Annotated in this window: 15 protein-coding genes; 8 read left to right on the top strand and 7 right to left on the bottom strand. The window is 70.5% G+C overall.

What is annotated here, in order from left to right; all coding sequences use genetic code 11:
* Positions 1 to 70: 70 nt before the first annotated feature.
* The 5 genes from ACFQW8_RS12450 to ACFQW8_RS12430 form a co-directional block, all read right to left on the bottom strand.
* Complete coding sequence (locus ACFQW8_RS12450; protein ID WP_380087794.1) at positions 71 to 1198, bottom strand: calcium:proton antiporter; 1128 nt, start codon at positions 1196 to 1198, stop codon at positions 71 to 73.
* Positions 1198 to 2088, bottom strand: a complete 891-nt coding sequence (locus ACFQW8_RS12445) for a bifunctional methylenetetrahydrofolate dehydrogenase/methenyltetrahydrofolate cyclohydrolase (protein ID WP_380087792.1) — start codon at positions 2086 to 2088, stop codon at positions 1198 to 1200. Before ACFQW8_RS12445 ends, ACFQW8_RS12450 begins: the two co-directional genes overlap by 1 nt.
* Positions 2089 to 2229: 141 nt before the next feature.
* Complete coding sequence (locus tag ACFQW8_RS12440) at positions 2230 to 3642, bottom strand: YlbE family protein (RefSeq protein WP_380087791.1); 1413 nt, start codon at positions 3640 to 3642, stop codon at positions 2230 to 2232.
* Complete coding sequence (locus ACFQW8_RS12435) at positions 3639 to 5132, bottom strand: FdrA family protein (RefSeq protein WP_380087789.1); 1494 nt, start codon at positions 5130 to 5132, stop codon at positions 3639 to 3641. The genes ACFQW8_RS12440 and ACFQW8_RS12435 overlap by 4 nt, the downstream gene beginning before the upstream one ends.
* A complete protein-coding gene (locus ACFQW8_RS12430; RefSeq protein WP_380087787.1) occupies positions 5129 to 5836 on the bottom strand; it encodes an oxamate carbamoyltransferase subunit AllH family protein in 708 nt (235 codons plus the stop codon). The genes ACFQW8_RS12435 and ACFQW8_RS12430 overlap by 4 nt, the downstream gene beginning before the upstream one ends.
* Before the next feature lie 36 nt (positions 5837 to 5872).
* Here ACFQW8_RS12430 and ACFQW8_RS12425 point away from each other — a divergent pair, with 36 nt between their 5' ends.
* Entirely contained in the window at positions 5873 to 7219 is a 1347-nt protein-coding gene (locus ACFQW8_RS12425; RefSeq protein WP_380087785.1) for a PucR family transcriptional regulator, read from the top strand.
* A gap of 152 nt (positions 7220 to 7371) precedes the next feature.
* On the opposite strand, the gene ACFQW8_RS12420 is transcribed toward ACFQW8_RS12425, so the two are convergent.
* The gene (locus tag ACFQW8_RS12420; RefSeq protein ID WP_380087783.1) at positions 7372 to 8664 is read right to left on the bottom strand and encodes a DUF1479 domain-containing protein; all 1293 of its coding nucleotides are present in this window, start codon (positions 8662 to 8664) and stop codon (positions 7372 to 7374) included.
* Positions 8665 to 8765: 101 nt separating this feature from the next.
* Between ACFQW8_RS12420 and ACFQW8_RS12415 the strand changes: the two genes are divergently transcribed.
* The 7 genes from ACFQW8_RS12415 (at position 8766) to ACFQW8_RS12385 (ending at position 16916) form a co-directional block, all read left to right on the top strand.
* Entirely contained in the window at positions 8766 to 9914 is a 1149-nt protein-coding gene (locus ACFQW8_RS12415; RefSeq protein ID WP_380087781.1) for an ROK family protein, read from the top strand.
* A gap of 160 nt (positions 9915 to 10074) precedes the next feature.
* Positions 10075 to 11550 (top strand): uracil-xanthine permease family protein, encoded by a 1476-nt coding sequence (locus ACFQW8_RS12410; RefSeq protein WP_380087779.1) that lies wholly within the window; start codon positions 10075 to 10077, stop codon positions 11548 to 11550.
* 9 nt (positions 11551 to 11559) lie between these two features.
* Positions 11560 to 12420: an FAD binding domain-containing protein gene (locus tag ACFQW8_RS12405; RefSeq protein ID WP_380087777.1), complete on the top strand. Its 861-nt coding sequence runs from the start codon at positions 11560 to 11562 to the stop codon at positions 12418 to 12420.
* The gene (locus tag ACFQW8_RS12400) at positions 12417 to 12932 is read left to right on the top strand and encodes a (2Fe-2S)-binding protein (RefSeq protein WP_380087775.1); all 516 of its coding nucleotides are present in this window, start codon (positions 12417 to 12419) and stop codon (positions 12930 to 12932) included. The genes ACFQW8_RS12405 and ACFQW8_RS12400 overlap by 4 nt, the downstream gene beginning before the upstream one ends.
* Positions 12929 to 15340: an aerobic carbon-monoxide dehydrogenase large subunit gene (cutA, locus tag ACFQW8_RS12395; RefSeq protein WP_380087774.1), complete on the top strand. Its 2412-nt coding sequence runs from the start codon at positions 12929 to 12931 to the stop codon at positions 15338 to 15340. Before ACFQW8_RS12400 ends, cutA begins: the two co-directional genes overlap by 4 nt.
* Complete coding sequence (locus ACFQW8_RS12390; protein ID WP_380087772.1) at positions 15337 to 15984, top strand: SRPBCC family protein; 648 nt, start codon at positions 15337 to 15339, stop codon at positions 15982 to 15984. Before cutA ends, ACFQW8_RS12390 begins: the two co-directional genes overlap by 4 nt.
* A complete protein-coding gene (locus ACFQW8_RS12385; protein ID WP_380087770.1) occupies positions 15984 to 16916 on the top strand; it encodes a carbon-nitrogen hydrolase family protein in 933 nt (310 codons plus the stop codon). Before ACFQW8_RS12390 ends, ACFQW8_RS12385 begins: the two co-directional genes overlap by 1 nt.
* A gap of 280 nt (positions 16917 to 17196) precedes the next feature.
* Here ACFQW8_RS12385 and ACFQW8_RS12380 read toward each other — a convergent pair whose 3' ends face one another.
* On the bottom strand, positions 17197 to 17481 hold the full coding sequence (locus ACFQW8_RS12380; protein ID WP_380087769.1) for a hypothetical protein: 285 nt from the start codon (positions 17479 to 17481) through the stop codon (positions 17197 to 17199).
* Positions 17482 to 17772 lie beyond the last annotated feature (291 nt).

Raw genomic sequence — 17772 nt, 5'->3', positions numbered from 1 at the left:
GGGGGTGCGGGCGTTGCCGTTGGTTGCCTACCGGACGACTCCGACACGTGCGGACTCTCCGACTGAAGGCTCAGGGGACGGCGGCGAGGAACAGGTAGGCCGCACAGAGCGTGAGGTGCACGCTCGCCTGGAGGCGGGTGGCCCGTCCCGGCACGACCGTGAGCACGCCCGTGACGATGGTGATGGCCAGCAGGGTGATCTGGGTCGCGTCCAGCCCGAGGTGCAGCGGCGTGTCGATCCAGATGGTGGCAATCGCCAGGACCGGGATGGTGAGGCCGATGCTGGCCATGGCGGAACCGAGGGCCAGGTTGATGCTGGTCTGCACGCGCTCGCGCCGGGCGGCGTTGACGGCCGCGAGGGTCTCGGGCAGCAGCACGAGCAGGGCGATGACGACACCGACGAACGAGTGCGGCAGCCCGGCGGCCGCCACGGCCTCCTCGATGGACTTCGACTCGACCTTGGCCAGCCCGACGACGGCGACGAGGGACAGGACCAGGAAGGCGAGGGAGGTCCATGTCTCGGCGTTGGTGGGCGGGGTCGCGTGCTCGTCCTCGGGGATCGGTTTGCCCTTGGCACCGACGGGCAGGAAGAAGTCGCGGTGGCGGACGGTCTGGGTGAGGACGAACGCGGCATACAGGCTCAGTGACGCGACGGCCGCGAAGGCGAGCTGGCTCGGCGTGAACGACGGACCGTCCTCACCCGTGGTCACGGTGGGCAGCACGAGGCAGACCGCAGCAAGGGTGGCGACGGTGGCGAGCGCGCCGCCGGTGCCTTCGGCGTTGAACCGGACGGTGCCGAAGCGTCGAGTGCCCACGAGGAGCGAGAGCCCCAGGATGCCGTTGACCGTGATCATCACAGCGGCGAAGACGGTGTCGCGGGCCAGGGTCGAGGTGCCTTCGCCGCCGCTGAGCATGAGGGTGACGATCAGCGAGACCTCGATGACCGTGACGGCGACGGCCAGCACGAGTGAGCCGAACGGCTCACCCACCCGGTGGGCGACGACCTCGGCGTGGTGGACGGCGGCCAGGACGGCGCCCCCGAGCAGCACGGCAACGATGGCCACCACGATGCCGCTGATGTCGCGGCCCCAGGTCAGCGCGAGCGCGACCAGCGCCAGGACCGGGGCGATCGTCGTCCAGTGGAACAGGTGCTTGTGGGTCGCGGTGGTGGGCGTGGTGTCGTTCCACGTCTCCGGCATCAGCCCGCTCCGCGCTCTGCCGAGACGAGCTCGGCGGCCTGCTTCTCGGCGATGGCGACGACGTTGTTGAGCAGCATGGCGCGGGTCATCGGGCCCACTCCCCCGGGGTTGGGGCTGACCCAGCCGGCGACCTCGGCGACGTCGGCGGCGACGTCACCGGCAATGACGGAGCGGCCGTCGTCCTCGACGACGCGGCTCACGCCGACGTCGAGGACGGCTGCGCCGGGCTTGACCATGTCACCGGTGATGAGTCCGGGCACCCCGGCCGCCGCGATGACGATGTCGGCGCGACGGACCTCGGCGGCGAGGTCGACGGTCCCGGTGTGGCACTGGACGACGGTCGCGTTCTCGGATCGGCGCGTGAGGATGAGCGACAGCGGGCGGCCCACGGTGATGCCGCGGCCGACGACGACCACACGCGCGCCCGCGATGGGCACGTCGTGGCGGCGGAGCAGCTCGATGCACCCGACGGGCGTGCACGGCAGCGGCGCCTCCTGGCCGAGGACGAGCCAACCGAGGTTCATGGGGTGGAGACCGTCGACGTCCTTGACGGGGTCGACGGCCGCGAGGATCTGGTTCTCGTCGAGGCCGGTCGGCTGCTGCACGAGGAAGCCGGTGCAGGCCGGGTCCTCGTTGAGCTCGCGCACGACTGCGAGGACGTCGTCGAGGCTGGAGTCGGCGGGCAGGTCACGCCGGATGCTCGAGATGCCGATCTCCGCGCAGTCCTTGTGCTTGGCGTTCACGTACCAGCTGCTGCCCGGGTCACTGCCGACGAGGACGGTACCGAGCCCGGGCGTGATCCCGCGTTCGGCGAGCGCGGCGACACGACCACGCAGCTCCTCCTTGATCGTCGAGAGGATGGCCTTGCCGTCGAGTGTCTGAGCAGTCACCCGGCGATTCTCCCAGACGCCATGCGCCCACTCGACCGCCGCTCAGGGTGGGGGCGCTCGAGTGGGTGGTCGTGAAGGTCCTCGATCAGCGCTGTGCACTGCTGCGCTGGGGCGCAGCAGTGCACAGCAGGACGGAAGGGGTCAGGCGCTATCTGTCGCCCGGGCGAGGGCGGCCAGTGCCGCCGGGAAGCACTCTGCCGGCGGTGTCACGAGGCCCGCGCCGACCTGCCCCGTCCCCGCGACCCGACCGGCCATGCCGGTGTTGATCTGCGGCAGGATCCCGGTGCGCACGACCGACACGACGTCGATCCCGGTCGGGGTGCCACGGAAGTCGAGGATCGGCACCTGGAACATCGGGTGCTCCCCCACGGTGATCTCGTACATCGTCTGCGTCGCTCGTAGCGCGAACGCCACGTCGCCGCCGACGAACTTCACGATCGCCGGTGCCGCGGCCATGGCGAACCCGCCGATGCCGCCCGTCTCCGTGATCGCCGAGTCGCCGATGTCGGGGTTGGCGTCGTCGGGTCCGTAGTCCCCGAGGAAGAGGCCCTCGGGAGTGTTGGCGGGCCCGGTGAACCACTCGTCGCCGGTTCCGGACACCCGGATCCCGAAGTCCGTGCCGTTGCGTGCCATGGTCGTCACGACCGACGACCCGGGTATGCCGTGTGCCGCCATCGTGGCCAGCTTGCAGGCCGGCATACCGAGGTTGAGGAAGAAGTGCTCGTTGGCCCCGGAGAAGCGGACGGCCTCGGCGATGTCGGTCGAGCTCGCGTCGGCCGTGATCATGCCGGGCAGGAGCTCGCGCAGCAGCATGAGCGACCCGGCCCGGTTGCGGTTGTGGCCCTCGTCTCCCATCTGGAGCATCTGGGCCAGGATCGCCTTGATGTCGAAGGGGCCGGTGGCGCGCACCGACTGCTGGAGGATTGGGCCGAGGACGTTGGTCATCCAGTGCAGGCGGTCGATGACCTCGGGGCCGTAGGCGCCGTAGCGCAGCACCTTGCCGAGGCCCTCGTTGAGCGAGCACCAGGACCAGGCGTCATGCACCTCGTCGCGCAGGCCATACATCCACATGGACGGCGACACGACGCCCGCCATGGGTCCGACGGCGTCGCGGTGGTGACACGGCTCGAAGGCGAACTGCCCTGTGGCCAGGGCCTTCTCGGCACTCTCGGCGTCGTCGGCGAGACCCTCGAAGAGGACGGCGCCGATCAGCGCACCCTTCATCGGGCCGGACGCACGCTCCCACTCCAACGGTGGCCCCGCGTGGAGGAAGGTGCCGCGCTCGAGGCCGAGGGCGTCCTTGGCCTGCTTGACGTCGCAGAGCTCGGCGGTCGAGGCAGTCATGCGCGCGTATGCCGTCGCGTTGGCTTCCGCTCGTCGCGCGTCGGCCATCACCGCGGCCAGGTCGGCCTCGGTCCCGGGCATCGGTGGCTGCCAGTCGGCCTCGGTGACCGTGACCGCCTGGCCTCGCAGGGCATCGGCGAAGAGCTGGACGCCAGCCGTGGCGACCGACGGCGACTCCACCGAGAGCAGTCCGTGCAGGGGCTGGTTCATCGGGCTCCTCCGAGCAGGGTGAGGGCGTGCCGGGTGGCATCGCGGTTCGACAGGAAGACCGAGGCCCCCGCGGCGGAGAGGGTCTCGCCGGTGCGGGTCAGCCCCTGCGGGTCGGACTCGGTACCGGTGAGCGACACGACGACCGGCAGCTCCCGGCCCCCAGTGGCGGCCGTGTCCTTGGCTGCGCGGATGGCATCGGCCAGCTCCCCGGCCGGGTCCTGGTGCGCACCGAACCCCAGGACGAGGTCGAGCAGGAGGACGCCGCAGCTCGGGTCCGCGGCCTCGGCCGCGATCCGCTCCATCCGCAGGGTCGGGTCGATCATCGGGTGCGCCCGCCCCTGGGTCAGGCCGTCGTCCCCGAAGTCGATGACGAGGTGTCCGTCGTGGCGCATGTCCGACCCGAGCGCGAGGTCGTCGCGCAGCGGGATGTTGGAGCGGATGTCGCCGAGCGTGTCGGCGGCCAACAACATCGCCTCGTCGGCCAGGGTGCCGCCACAAAACAGTCCCCGCAGAGTTCCCCCGACCGAGCCGGGCTCAGGGTCGCTGTCCGACAGCCACTTCGGCCACTCCGGGGCGTCGCTCCCCTCGTCCCGCAGGACCGCCTCGAGAGCCGTGGTGAGGTCGGGTCGTCCGGCACCCAGCGTGGCCCAGTGGACCGGGAGACCCAGCCCGGCGGCATACGCCTCGAGGTCCGCGAGGACCTCCTCGTCCGGTGGCTTGGAGACGACGATGATCGACGTCGTCGCCGGGTCGGCGGCCAGCGCGGCGAGGGCCTGGCGGGTGGAGCGGCCCCCGACGGCGGACTTGAGGTCGCGCCCACCGACGCCGAGGCAGTGCGAGATGCCGACGCCCGCGGCGTCGAGGAGGCACATGACCTGCTGCGCGCCGGTGCCCGATGCTGCGACCATGCCGATCGGTCCCGCCTCGACGACGTTGGCAAAACCCAGCGCGACTCCCCCGACGACGGCCGTGCCGCAGTCCGGGCCCATCACAAGGACGTCGGCAGCGGCTGCTGCGTCCTTGAGCCGGACCTCGTCCTCGACCGGGACGTTGTCGGAGAAGAGCATCACCGAGGCACCGGCGCTGATGGCGTCGAGGGCCTCGGTGGTCGCGAACCGCCCCGGGACCGAGATGAGGGCCAGCTGCGCCTCCCCGACGCGCACGGCTCCACTCGTCGTGCGGGGCGCCGGGGCGTCACCGAACCCACCACTGGGCGCTGACTTCGCGCTGAGCGCGGCGGTGGCTGCTCCGAGCCCCGCGGCGACGGCGTCGTCGTCGACGGCACGGACCGCGACGACGAGGTCGTTGGGCCCTGCGCCGTCGGGGACCTCGAACCCCATCCCGGTGAGCACCTCGACGTTGAGCTCGGTCGCCATGGCCACCTGGGCGGCCTCCACGCCCGTGACGTCGGCGACGGTGCGCGAGACCTGGAGCAGGCTCACGGAGTCGTGGTAGGCGCCTCGGCGCACGTCGACGTGGGTGGTGCTCAAGACGGGATTCCTTCCGGCAGAGGGCATTGGGCGGCTAGCAGGACCTGGTCGATGCCGTCGAGGAGACCGGCACCGGAGGTGTGACCGATGGCGAGCACCTGTGCACGCGTGCGTCGGGCGTCGTCGGACCCGGCCACCGCACCGGTGACGTGGTCGACGACGGCGGACACGGCATACCCGGCCCGCGCAGCGAGCACGAGGGAGGCCGACAGGCTGGTGGTGCGCCCCACGGGGATCTCGTCCGGCAGGTCGAACCCGACGGCACGAGCGGCGAGGAGCGCACCGCAGAGGACGTCGTCGGACCGAGGAGTGAGGCCCTCACCGCGACCCAGGTCAGCGAGAAGCGGGTCCCAGTCGAACGGCGCGACACGGTCTGGTCCGTTCGCGACTCGGCGTGGTCGCCACGAGCGAACGGCGTGTATGCCGTGGTTCGGGAGGGTGACCTCGTCACCACCCACGGTCACGACGTCACCGGGTGCCACGCCCCAGTCGTGGGGGCCGGGCCCGGCCAGACGCAGGGCGGTGGGCAGGATGAGCGCGTCGCTCGTGACCACCGGCAGCACGTCGGTGTGGGCGGCGGCCTCGTCGGAGAGCGCGAGGTAGAGCGCCGTCGGGAAGGCGGCGAGGACCACGGCCGGTCGCCGTGGACCCGCGAGGAGGCCCCGGGTGAGGGGCGAGGTTGCGGCCGCAATTCTGGGGTGCACCCCTGGAACGCTAGTTCTCGCGACTACAGTGGCCGGATGGTAAAAGTTGCCAACGATCTCGCGGCTCAGGCTCAGCAGTTGCCAGCAGAGGAGACCATCGCGTCGCTGCGACGCGTCGTGGACCACCAGGCGGAGCTGTTGCGCCGTGAGGACGAGGTCAACCGCATCCTCGTCCAGACCGTGCTTACCGGGGGGTCGCTCGAGGATCTGGGTGCAGCCCTCGTCGGGCTCTTCCCGGGTGTGACGCTCGTGACGACGACCGACGGGCGCATCGTGGCCACCGCCGGGTCGGACGACGACCGCGCCACCGTCATGGCTCTGGACTGCTTCGACCGGACGGGACGCCTCATCGTCGAGGAGGAGCCGGTCGGGGTGCGCGCGCCCGGTGAGGTGAAGTCCGAGCGCACGATGGTCCGGATCGTCGCGGGGACGTCCGACCACGGGCTGCTCGCGGTGTTCACGCCGGGTCGGGTGCTCACGACGACGGACGTGCACGGCTTGGAGCGCGCGGCCGCGGTCGCCGCACTGGCGATCACCAAGGAGCAGGCGGTCTCGGCGGTCGAGGGCAAGTACCGCGCGGAGTTCCTGCGCGACACCCTCGTCGGGCGGGTGGGCGCGCCCGAGGAGGCGATCGCCCACGCGTCGTCGTTGGGCTGGACCCTCGACCGGCGCATGGTCGTCGTCGTCGCCGAGACCGACGAGGACGACGTCCACACGACTCGCGACAGTGACGAGCTGCGCTCTCTCCAGGACCGATTCGTGCGAGCGTGGGTTCAGGCGGTGCGGACCCGCGAGCCCAAGGCGCCGGTCGCCGGGTTCTCCCAGGAGGTGGTGGCGCTGCTCCCTGCGCCGTGCGGCGGCGAGGGCGAGCAGGAGACTCTGATGCGATCCGTGGGTGAGGTCGTCAAGGTCGTGCGGGGTGACGGCGGCGGCGGTCGGCGGACCTTCTCGACCGGCGTCTCACGACCCGTCGACTCCGTCACGGACATCCCCCGGGCCTACGCCGAGGCGCTACGCGCCGTGGCCGTCGGACGTCAGATGCAGGGTGAGTCGGCGGTCATGCACTTCGACGGGCTCGGCATCTATCGGCTGCTGTCGCTCATCCCCGACACCGCCGACCTGCGGGCCTTCGTCGACGAGGCGCTCGGCGAGCTCGCGACCGACGCGCAGCCGTCGTATGCCGACCTGCGCCAGACGCTGCAGGTGCTGCTCGACACCAACCTCAACGTCGCCGAGACCGCCCGGGTGCTCTTCTTCCACTACAACACCCTGCGCTACCGGATCACCAAGCTCGAGCAGATGCTCGGACCGTTCACGAGCGACCCGCAGCTGCGGCTCACCCTGTCGCTGGCCCTGCGGATCCGCCAGATGCGCGGCGTCTGACGTCGCCCCTCCGGGCCACCGCCCGAGCCGACCAATAGTTGGCGAGACGACCACGTATGAGTGGTCGTCTCACCAAGTTCTGATCGGCTCGGGCTGATGGGCGCGCTGACCTCGTCCGTTGAGACGGTGTGCTTCCGGGACGTCCCAGGCCCTCAGTCGGTCATGCCGAGTCCGCGGCGGCCGATCTCGTTGAGCTGCTCGGGCTGGAATCGGCCCTCCCAGTCGCGCTCGTAGTGCTCCTCCGGGAAGTCGCTCGGGCTGGAACCGGTGAGGAAGGCCTCACGCACGGTCGCGGCATACGCCTCGTTGCGGGGGCACCACGGGGCCGCCGGGATGTACATGACGTTGCCCCACCCGACCTGGTCCTCGACCTCGGCGACCGAGTGGATGAGGTCGCAGTGCCACCAGACGGTGTCCCCGGCCTGCACGTCCGGGATGCCCGAGACCGCCTCCATGAGCAGCGGGTGCCACTTCCACGAGATCGGGAAGGTCTGGTTGTGGGCGACCCCACACAGCTCGTCGTCGGGGACGTCGTCGAGCAGAGGCCGGAGCAGGAGATAGGCCATCGCCTCCGGGATCGGCACCGTGTGCAGCACCCCCTGGTCGTGGCCCATGTCGGAAAGGGCGGTCCAGCCCTGGAAGGTCCGGAACGCGGAGCACATCGTCGACGCCGGGTAGTTCACCGCGTCGGTGCGGTGGGCGGCATCCCACGGGTCGTAGCTCTCGACAGTGCCGTCGAAGAGGTGACGGAACACCTCCTGGTAGCCCTGCGTCAGGTAGAGGTCGATCGACCCGGTGTCGAGGTGGGTCCCGAGCCCGGCGGAGTCGGTGCCCGGCGGGCGACGCCGAATCCTGTCCGGGTAGAGCGAGTCGCGGTCGGGGTCGAACCACGTGCGGCCCTCCGACTGATGCGTCCACTGGCTGTTGAGGAAGCCCTGCACCGCCGCCATCCGTGGGCTCTGACGCGCCTGCATCTGGGGCTGCGACCAGTAGATCGGGTAGATCTCCGGCGTGCTCCCGACGCTCGCGAAGAAGTCGTCGGCCGGCCCCGTGTAGGTCTCGAAGAACCTGTTGCGCTCGACGTAGTCGACGATGTCGCGGTCCCACTGCAGCGCCTGCTCGTGCGGGAAGGTGCCGCGCACGACGGCGCAGCCACGCTCCTTGACCTTGGCCACCAGCTCGGGGGCGACCGTGCCGGCCTCGATGTCGGCGAAGTCGATGACTGGCCACACCTGCTCACCGCGTCCGCGTTCGGCCTTGATCTGCTCGACGCGCGCAGAGATGCGGGCCTCGAGGTCGGCGAAGTGCTCCTCGACCGTGCGGCCGCTCCGGGCGATGCGCGCCCGCAGCGCCGCCTTGATCTCACGGATGGCCCCCGTGACGTCCTCTGGCTTGCTCTCCCAGTGCGGCAGAGCCGGTGTCTGGGCGTTGCTGGTGGTGGTCATCCTCGACCGCTCCTTTGGTTAGGACTCCTGACTGGACTGCTCCGGTCAGGCTAGCGCGCCCCTCTGCTAGTTTGCAAGGACTCCTAACGAAAGGATGGGTGGTGGCTGCCGATCTCCCGTCGCTCGACCTGCTTCGATCGCTCAGCGACCGTCACGTCCTCACCGCGGTCGCCAGGGCGGGCCAGCTCACCAGGGCCGCAGTGGCCGCCACCACGACGCTGTCCAAGCCGACCGTGTCGCAGAGCGTGACCCGCCTGCTCGCCGCCGGTGTCCTCGTCGAAGGCGAACGCACCTCGGGCGGTCGGGGGCGAGCCGGCACCTACCTCACCGTCAACGATGCCGCCGGGTGCGCACTCGCCGTGCAGGCCGGGCCGCAGGGAGTCGTCGGCGAGGTCGTCGCTCTCGACGGGCGCATCCTTGCCGCCCGTCAGCGGTCCCTGGCCGTGCCCGTCACCTCGGGCGCGTTGGGGCGTGCGCTCGCCTCCGTATGCCGTGCGCTCACCTCTGACTCCCCCGGCCCGATCCGGGCCCTCACCCTGTCGGTGGCCGACCCCGTGGACCGCCGCACAGGACGGGTGGTCGAGCTGCCGGCCAGCCCGTTCCTCGTCGGCGAGCTCGACCCTGTGCGGCTGCTGACCGACGTCGTCCCGGTGCGCCCCGTCGTCGACAACGACGTCAGCTGGGCCCTGCTCGCCGAACGTGAGCAGGGCGTCGCCACGGGGGTCGACGACGTCCTCCACCTCTATCTCGACGAGGGGATGGGCGCCGCCATGAGCAGCGGTGGTCGGCCGATGCACGGTGCGCGCGGCCTTGCGGGCGAGATCGCCTACTCCCGCACCCTCGTCCCACGATCGGGTCGGCGCGCAGCGGTGAGCGGCACCCTCATGGAGTGCGTCGAGGCCCTGGGCTACCTGCGCGAGGGCAGCAAGGCGGTCGAGGTCGAGGCGTTGATCGACGACCTCGACCGGGGCGTCGGCCAGGCCACGGCCCTCGCCGACGCCGTCGGCGAGCTTGCCCGGGCACACGCCTACCTCCTCGACCCGGAGCTGGTGGTGCTCAGCGGACGGTGGGGGCGGCATACCCGGATCGTCGACGCGGTGACCACGGCGATCGGTGACTCGGCAGGCCTTCAGGCCAGGGTTGCCGTCGCGCAGGTCGCCGACGACGCCCCCCTCGTGGGCGCTCGGATCGCCGCCCTCGGCGAGTTGCTCCGGACCTGGGCCCCGGAGCCGCACACCGTGCCACGATGACCCGTGACGAGCCGGTGGGAGTGGTCCCGTCGACTTGCCAAGGACCCCCGGGGTCCGCTGTCACAGATTGACGAATGCCCCTGAGGTCGCCGCGGTTAGCGTCCTCGTATCCACGACGACGTGGCTCTGGCACGTGGTCCTGTCGAGGAAGGCAACACACATGGCTCTCGGTCTTGGTTGGAAGGTGAAGGAGGGCGCGCTCGGCCCCGACGAGGTCGTCGCCCCCGACGAGCGGCTGGACTGGGGGCGCACCGTCGGACTCGGCGCCCAGCACGTCGTCGCCATGTTCGGTGCCACCTTCGTCTTCCCTCTCATCATGGGTCTCAACCCCCAGCTCGCGATCATGATGAGCGGCATCGCGACGATCGCGTTCCTCCTCATCGTCCAGGGCAGGGTGCCGAGCTATCTCGGCACGTCCGCCGCGTTCGTCGGCGGCGTCGCGGCGATCCGCGCGCAGGGTGGTGACTCGTCCGAGGTGACCGGCGCGATCCTCGTCGCCGGTGTCGTGCTCGCCCTCGTCGGCGTGGCGATCCACTTCCTCGGCTCGGGCATCCTGCACAGGGTGCTGCCGCCGGTCGTCACCGGCGCCGTCGTCATGCTCATCGGCTTCAACCTCGCACCGGTCGTCGCCAACATCTACTGGCCGCAGGACCAGTGGGTGGCCCTGCTCGTCATGCTCTTCACCATCGTGTGCGCGGTCGCCTTCAAGGGCTTCATCAGCCGCATCGCGATCTTCCTCGCGCTCATCTTCGGCACGGTGCTGTCGTGGATCCTCGACAACACCGTCGGCCCGATCACGTCCGTCCTCGGCGGCGCCACCGAGGCGACCGAGCACCTGCGCTGGAACACCTCCGGCATCGGCGACGCGGCCTGGCTCGGCTTCCCCGCCAAGACCATGGTCGGCGCCGACGGCACTGAGGTGGCCGGGTGGCACACGCCCACCTTCGCGACGGGCGCGATCCTCCTCGTCATCCCGGCCGTCATCGCCCTCATCGCCGAGAACACCGGTCACGTCAAGGCCGTCGCCGAGATGACCGGCCACAACCTCGACAAGGACATGGGGCGCGCCATCGGCGCCGACGGCGTCGGCACGATCCTCGCCTCGTCCGTCGGTGGCTCGCCCACGACGACGTATGCCGAGAACATCGGGGTCATGGCCGCCACCCGGGTCTACTCCACCGCGGCCTACTACGTCGCCGCGATCGTCGCGATCCTCTTCGGCCTCTCCCCCAAGTTCGGCGCCCTCGTCGCCTCCGTTCCGGGCGGCGTCCTCGGCGGCATCACCGTCGTCCTCTACGGGATGATCGGCCTGCTCGGCGCCAAGATCTGGAAGGAGAACGGGGTCGACTTCGCCAACCCGATCAACCTCGTCCCCGTCGCGGCCGGCATCGTCATCGGCATCGGCGACGTCAAGCTCAAGTTCAGCGAGGACTTCACCCTCAGCGGCATCGCCCTCGGCACCATCGTCGCCATCGGCGCCTACCACCTGGCCCGCTCCATCGCCCCCGCCGACCTTCGCAACCGTGCCGACGGCGCAGGCGGCACGGGAGGCACCGCCATCGCCACGGGCGACCGCGTCTACGGTGACGAGGACGGCATCGACGACCTCTACCAGGACAAGCGCGACAGGAGCTGACCCCCCGACGTGAAGCCAGCCCCGTTCACGCACCACGCCCCAGGCACCCTCGACGAGGCCGTCTCGGTCCTCGCCGAGGTCGGGCACGACGGCAAGATCCTCGCCGGGGGTCAGAGCCTCATCCCCGTGCTCAACATGCGTCTCGCCCAACCGGCGCACCTCGTCGACATCAACCGCGTCGTCGGGCTCGACACCGTGACCGTGACCGACAGCCACGTCCGGGTCGGCGCGACCGTGCGGCACGCGGCGCTGCAGGGACATGACGACGCGTATGCCGTCCTGCCGATCCTGCGTCAGGCGCTGTCGAACGTGGCCCACCCGGCGATCCGCAACCGCGGCACGACGGTGGGCTCCATCGCCCATGCCGACGCCGCCGGCGAGATGCCGTCCGTCGCGGTCCTCACCGACGCCGTCATCGAGGTCGTCGGGCCGAGCGGTCGGCGCGAGGTCGCAGCCGGCGACTTCTTCGAGGGACCCCTGCAGACCGTGCTCAAGGAGGACGAGCTCGTCGAGGCCGTGCGCTTCGGCCGCTTCGCCCCCGGCACACGCACGGCGTTCCTCGAGTCGGCCCGGCGGCACGGCGACTACGCGCTGGCCGGGGTCGGCGTCGCGGTGGAGCTGGACGGCCACGGACTGGACGCGGTCGTGCGAGGTGCACGGGCGGCATACGTCTCCGTCACCGACGTGCCCGTCGTCATCGACCTCACCGAAGCCGTTGCGGGACAACCGGTCTCGTCGGCGTGGCCGGGCGTCGAGGAGCTCGTCCAGGCGGGGATCGCGCCCGAGGCGGACATCCACGCCACCCGCGAGTACCGCCGGATGCTCGCCGCCGAGCTCACCCGACGAGCCCTGACAGGAGCAGTGTCATGACCATGGGGTCAGCAGTCACCGTCGAGGTGACCCTGAGCGTCAACGGCGTCAGCCACACCCGCACGGTGGAGCCGCGACGGCTCCTGTCGGACTTCCTGCGGCACGACCTGCGGCTCACCGGGACGCACGTCGGCTGCGAGCACGGGGTGTGCGGTGCCTGCACGGTGCTCGTCGACGGGCAGCCGATGCGGTCGTGCCTGATGTTCGCCGTGTCCGCGCAGGAGCACCTCATCACGACCGTCGAGGGTCTCGGGACGCAGGACGCGATGGGTCCGGTGCAGCAGGCCTTCGTCGAGTGCCACGGCCTGCAGTGCGGCTTCTGCACACCGGGATTCGTCACGACGATCACGGCGTTCATCGAGGAGAACCCCGACCCGACGCTCGATGAGGCGCGTGAGGCGATCTCGGGCAACCTCTGTCGCTGCACCGGCTACCAGAACATCTGCAAGGCCGTCGTGCGCGCCGCCGAGATCAAGCGCGATCTCAAGGCCCAGCGGGGTGATGACACGTGAGCACGCGCCAGTTCGGCCAGCCCGTGCTCCGCAAGGAGGACCCCAGGCTCGTCACCGGCAACGGGCGCTACCTCGACGACCTCGGTCATGGCGCCCATGAGGTCGCGTTCGTCCGCAGCCCGCACGCGCACGCGCGCATCACCGGCATCGACGTCGACGGGGCGGTCGAGATCGACGGCGTCGTGGCCGTCTTCACGCACGAGGACCTCGACGGCCCCGCTGCCGACCGCCTGCCGCTGCTCATCCCGCACCCGAGCATCGAGGCCGGACGCACGGGCTATGCCCTGGCCAAGGACGAGGTCAACCACGTCGGCGAGGCCATCGTCATGGTGGTCGCGACCGACCGCTACCTCGCCGAGGACGCCGCGCAGCGCATCGTCGTCACCTATGAGTTCCTCCCGCCGGTCGTGGGGGTCGCGACCTCCCGCGACGGTGTCGACCTCGTCCACGACGACGCCCCCGGCAACGTGGCCGCCCACCTGCTCCAGGAGGTCGGCAACGTCGAGCCGGCCATGGCGGCCGCGCCGCACACACTGACCCTCGACCTCGAGATCGAGCGCAGCGCCTGCATGCCGATGGAGGGCAAGGGCGTTCTCGCGCACTGGGACAGCGACGAGCAGCGCATGCGGATCCACTCCTCCACCCAGACGACCACGGGCGTGCGGGCTGCGGTGGCCGCCAAGCTCCAGCTGCCGCTGGCTCAGGTCGAGTGCATCGCCCCCGACGTCGGCGGCGGCTTCGGCGTCAAGATCATGCACCCGTGGCCCGAGGAGGTGCTCATCCCCTGGGCGGCACGCCGGCTCGACCACGACGTCAAGTGGACCGAGGACCGCCGCGAGCACTTCACGTCGAGTGCCCACGAGCGCGGCCAGCTCCAGCAGGTCACCGTCGGCTTTGACGACGAGGGCCGCCTGCTCGCCCTCGACGTCAAGTTCTGGCACGACAACGGCGCCTACCTCCCCTACGGCGTCATCGTCCCGATCATCACCGCCACGCAGTTGCTCGGCCCCTACAAGCCGCAGAACTACCGGGTCGAGTTCTGGTCGCTCTACACCAACACCGTTCTTGTGACGCCCTATCGCGGAGCGGGTCGACCCCAGGGCTGCTACGCCATGGAGCGGACGATGGACGCGATCGCCGCCGAGCTGGGGCTGGACCGTGCCGAGGTGCGCTCGCGCAACTTCATCCAGCCCGAGGAGATGCCCTACGACCAGGGGCTCCTCTTCCAGGACGGGCGCCCGCTCAAGTACGACTCGGGCGACTTCCCCGCGTCCCTCGCCAAGCTCAAGGCGCTCGTGGGCTGGGACGACTTCGCGGCATACAAGGCGCAGGCAGCCTCCGAGGGGCGCACCGTCGGTCTCGGCATCGGTTGCTACGTCGAGGGCACCGGCGTCGGTCCCTACGAGGGCGGGCACGTCCACGTCGAGACGAGCGGACGGGTCAACGTCGCCACCGGCCTCACCACCCAGGGGCAGGGCCACCAGACGATCCTCGCCCAGATCGTCGCCGACGAGCTCGGCGTCTCCATCGACGACGTCTTCGTCACGACCGGTGACACGCGGCGCATGCCGTATGCCGTGGGGACCTTCGCCTCGCGTGGTGCCGTCATGAGCGGCAACGCCGTCGCCCTCGCCGCCAGGGCGGTGCGCGCCAAGGCGTTGCGGATCGCCGCTGACGCCCTCGAGGTGTCCGAGGAGGACCTGCAGATCGAGGACGGCACGATCAGCGTCAAGGGCGCTCCCCACGCGTCGATCGCCCTCTCCACGGTGGCGGTCATGTCCAACCCGCTGCGCTACGCGTTCGACGAGTCCGCCAAGGCCGCGACCCAGTTCGCCGGCGCCTTCGACCCGGACAAGCCGCCGGTCGCCGACGACGACGAGCCCGGTCTCGAGGGCAAGGACTTCTACTCGCCCACCCAGGCGACCTTCGCCAACGGCATGCACGCCGCCATCGTCGAGACCGACCCCGTGACGGCCGAGATCACGATCCTGCGCTACTGCGTCGTCCACGACTGCGGCACCGTCGTCAACCCCATGATCGTCGAGGGCCAGGTGCACGGTGGGGTCGCGCAGGGCGTGGGTGGGGCGCTCTACGAGCGGATGGTCTATGACGAGAGCGGGCAGCTGCTCAACGCGTCGTTCATGGACTTCCTCATGCCCTACGCCTCCGAGGTGCCGCACATCGAGACCGACCACCTCGAGACCCCGTCACCCCTCAACCCGCTGGGGATCAAGGGCGCTGGTGAGGCGGGCACGATCCCCGTGACCGCCGTCATCGCGTCGGCGATCGAGGACGCCGAGGGCTTCATGATCCGCTCGATGCCCATCAGCCCCACCGAGCTGTGGGACCTGCGCAACCACCACCGCCAGACCAGCACGACGAGCACCACGACCGAGGAGCAGGCATGAAGATCTCCGGAACCGCGACGATGGCGGCCTCCCCCGAGCAGGTGTGGCAGGCGGTCCATGATCCCGGCGTGCTCGCTCGCAGCATCCCCGGCTGCCGGTCGCTGACCGAGCTCTCCCCCGGTCGCTACGCGATGACCGTCATGGCCGGGGTCGCGGCGATCAAGGGCTCCTACGACGGCGAGGTGGCCATCACCGACGTCACCGAGCCCGACCGCTTCACGATGAAGGCGGACGGAGCGGGGGCCCCCGGCACGATCTCGACGACGGTCGACGTCACCCTCGCCGGCGCCGAGGGCGGTGGCACGGCCATCTCCTATGAGGCGGACGCCCTGGTCGGGGGCCCCATCGGAGGGGTCGGGCAGCGCATGCTGGCCGGTGTCGCGCGCAAGATGGCCGGCCAGATGTTCACGGCGCTCGACTCCGACATCGCCGGCGAGCGCCCGGCGGAGAAATCACCCGAGCCGGGCACGGCAGGTGCCGCGGTCGCGGAGGCGGGCGGACGGCATACGACGACGTATGCCGGCTCCACGGGCTCGCCGGGGGTGGGAGGATCGAGCAGGGACTTCGGCTCCGGAGTCCTCGTCGGCGGGGCCGTCGCCCTCGTCGGTGTGGTGCTCGGCTGGGCGATCGGAGGACGACGCTGATGCGTGCCTTCACTGCTGCTGCGGTCCAGGTGGCCCCCGTCCGAGGGTCCCTGACGCCACAGGTCATCGAGGCCAACATCGCGCGCTGCGTCGACTTCGTGCGCCGCTGCGTGGCCGAGACCGGCGCCGAGCTGGTCGTGCTGCCCGAGTCGGCGACCACCGGCTTCACCCCCGACTGTTCCGTCGAGATGCTGTGGGACCTCGTGAGCGAGCTGCCGGGCGCCATGACCGAGCCCTTCCAGGCCGTGGCCCGCGAGCTCGGGATCGTCCTGTGCGTCGGCACCTACGAGCGCGGACCGCAGCGAGGCGTCATCTACAACGCGTCCGTCCTCATCGACACCGACGGCGCTCTGCTCGGGGTCTATCGCAAGACGCACCCGTTCTGCACCGAGGCGGTCTCGGGTGGCGGCTGGGTCACCCCCGGCGACACGGTCACGGTGTGCGACACCGCACTTGGGCGCATCGGCATGATCATCTGCTTCGACGGTGACTACCCCGAGCTTTCCCGGATCCAGGCCGTGCAGGGGGCCGAGGTCATCTGCCGCCCGTCGGCGCTGCTGCGCTCGGCCGACATCTGGGAGCTCACGTCCCGGGCGCGCGCCTATGACAACCACGTCTTCCTCATCGGCGCCAACGCGACCGGCATCGACCCGGCCGGCGTCATCTACTTCGGCAACAGCCACATCGTCACGCCCAACGCGACCATCGTCGCCAAGGCGGCCTCGCACGAGGGCTGGGTCTCGGCGCACCTCGACCCCGAGACGGCGCTCGCCTCGCTCACGCCCGGGTCCAACATCCACCAGGGGTTCGACCACCTGCGTGACCGCAACCTCGACCTCATCAGGGGCCACCGCGAGGAGCTCGAGTCACCGGCCAAGACCTCGTTCCCCCACGGCGGACCGCGGCCGGACCACAAGCCCGAGGGCGACTGACGGCGTCTAGCGTGCGCGCCTGCGGCCCAGTGCGGCCACGGCCCAGGGGACCGCTACGGCGACAACGGTGGTGAGGCAGCCCAGTGGGATGGGGAGGCAACAGCCGCCACAGGACACCCGGGTGCCGTTCTTCGTCGTGGTGGAGTAGTGAGGCACGGGACCGAGGCGGAATCCGCCCCGTGGTGACTGCGACATGACTTGCCCTTTCTAGGCGGGTCCGGCAACAGAGCCACAGAGGCCCCCTCGTCGAGCGAGGGGGCCTCTGGGCGTCAGGCAGGACTCAGGCGTCGTGGTCCGCGCGGGATCCACGCGAGCCGGACTTGGCAAGGCCGCGAGCGACCATGTAGCCGATGGTGAGGAACGTGATGTAGCGCAGCGCCTGCTCGGCGCTGAACGGGTCGGCGGTGTTGTCACCGTCGTCGTTGACGACGAGCGCGGTGACCAGGACGGCGAGCACGGTCACGACGTAGGCGATCAGCTCGGTGGTCTTGCGTGCCGGGCGCGTCTCGGTGACGTGGTCGCGGTGGACGTTGGTGTTTGCATCGTTGCGGGTGTTCGTAGCCATGAGGACTCCTCTGGCCTCCGAACGCGTCGGAGGCTCGTGATTTGGGGGGTTCCGCGCGATGGCCTTCTTTTAGACACTCAGCACCCTCGTATTGAGGGGAGGAACGGCCCGATCAAGGGGGGCCGCGTCGCGGGGTTGGTCCTACTGTCGCGGATTTCGGTGGGACATGTCAATTCGAGAAGAGATGCGCACGCAATTTCAGCTGACATTCCCTGATGGCCTGGAAGCCTGGGTTCTGCCCCGTGACCAGCAGTGATGGCACTTCTCGGCCCTGGGGGCCCCGGACTTTCC

It is taken from the genome of Knoellia altitudinis (assembly GCF_042666355.1).
In the GTDB taxonomy this organism is placed as follows: domain Bacteria; phylum Actinomycetota; class Actinomycetes; order Actinomycetales; family Dermatophilaceae; genus Knoellia; species Knoellia altitudinis.
Note: the sequence above shows the minus strand (reverse complement) of the source record. Positions and strands in the feature narration are given on the sequence as shown.